1 protein-coding gene is annotated in these 1528 nt (G+C 62.6%); it reads right to left on the reverse strand.

The genetic code is table 11. From position 1 onward, the window contains the following. Window positions 1–1528, reverse strand: a 1528-nt coding sequence (locus tag C0V97_RS07555; protein ID WP_148114924.1) for a hemagglutinin repeat-containing protein, incomplete at both ends; no start/stop codon positions are given.

A 1528-nucleotide genomic window follows, 5' to 3' on the forward strand; every position in this document is an offset into this window, starting at 1 on the left:
CCCCCCAACCCCCCCCCCAATAYCGAGCCCGACTGAAGTCGATTTCGACTTCATGTTGCTTTCGCTATGGGKCGTATCCCAGCCCGCCTGCAGCGTGATGTCCTTGCTGGCAGCAAGAACCACATCCTTGCCAGACAGGCTCGACGCCGTCGCACTCAAAGAGCCGTTCTGCGCATCCGCTGCGTTATCGCCACGCGCCACGACAGAAAGCGTATTGCCGGCGTTGAGCGTCGTGCCCACAGCCTGGGTCTGCGTCTGGGTGCTCGACTGATGCAGCGACGACGAGCCAATGGATTGGCGTACGCCCACAATATTGCCCGCAACTGCATCGCCCCCTTTTATGATCGAGGTGGCAATAATGGCTGCGCCCTGCATCGCATTCAGCGCAGCAAGCGTCCCGCTGCCGCTACCTGACGTCTGGCTTGCAGCAAGCCCCGTATTGACCACCTGCCCGACAATGGATGTTGGAGACAATCCGATTCTGGCGCCGATGGATTTCTCCTTATGCGCCGTGCTCTGTGTCTGGCTGTTCTCCTTGGCCAGCAACGAGACGGACGACCCCGAGAGCGTGAGATCGTTCGCAGCCGACAGGGCTGAACCATCCATCGTAAGTGCCTTGCCCGCATTGAGCGCCACACTGCCGCCCAGCGAGGCCAGAACCGATGGGGTCCAGACCGTGCTCGATGACGATGATCTGTCGTCGCGCATGCCATAGCCCAGCGTCCCCTGCGCGCCCTGGCTGCTCAGCGAGATCCCCGCCACGTGATGCGACGCACTCGCTTCGCTCTGCGTCTTCGTGGCCTCCAGCGTCAGAGTGCCGCCTGCGGAGAGCGTGACATCGCCCTGCGCGCCGATCAGACCCTTGAGGCTCATATCCCCGCCCGACAGACCCGTCAGCGTGCCGCCAGATGTCACGTTCGAGCCGCGCTCGAACGACAGGCTCCCCGTGTCGGTAAAGCGGCTATGCGTCAGGAAGCCCGACTTGCTACCGGAAATGTCATGGCTCGTGCTGTCGGTGACAGACCCCAGATCGAGCGATTTCGCCGCAGACAGCACCATATTGCCCGTGCTGTCGATCGTCGCTCCCGCCGATTTCAGATCGCCCCCAAGGGCCGCCAGAACCGCATTCCCGCCCGCACTGATCGAACTCGTGTAATTCTGCATCTGGCTGAACGCGCTGCTGACATTGGCGCCCTTCACCGCCGTGGCCTGACGCACCGTCGCGGCCCCAAGCGTCAGGCTGTTGCCCGCGAGCATCGACAGATCACCACCCGAACTCAGGCGACCGCCATTGAAGGTAATGTCATTACTGGCCGAGAGGGACGCCGCACCGCTCGCCGTGATCGTGCCGACCGAGCCAAGCTGGCCCTGATTGCCGCCATTGACCAGATAATCATTCAGCGTCGCGCTGTTGATGATCGACCCGTTCTGCGCCACCAGGCTGACCGAGCCACCTGCCAGCGTGCCCGTATTGGTGATGTCGCCATTGCGCGCCAGAATGCTCAGGCTGTTGCTGCCCGAAATCGTC

This window comes from Asaia sp. W19 (assembly GCF_003994335.1).
Classification (GTDB): Bacteria; Pseudomonadota; Alphaproteobacteria; order Acetobacterales; family Acetobacteraceae; genus Asaia.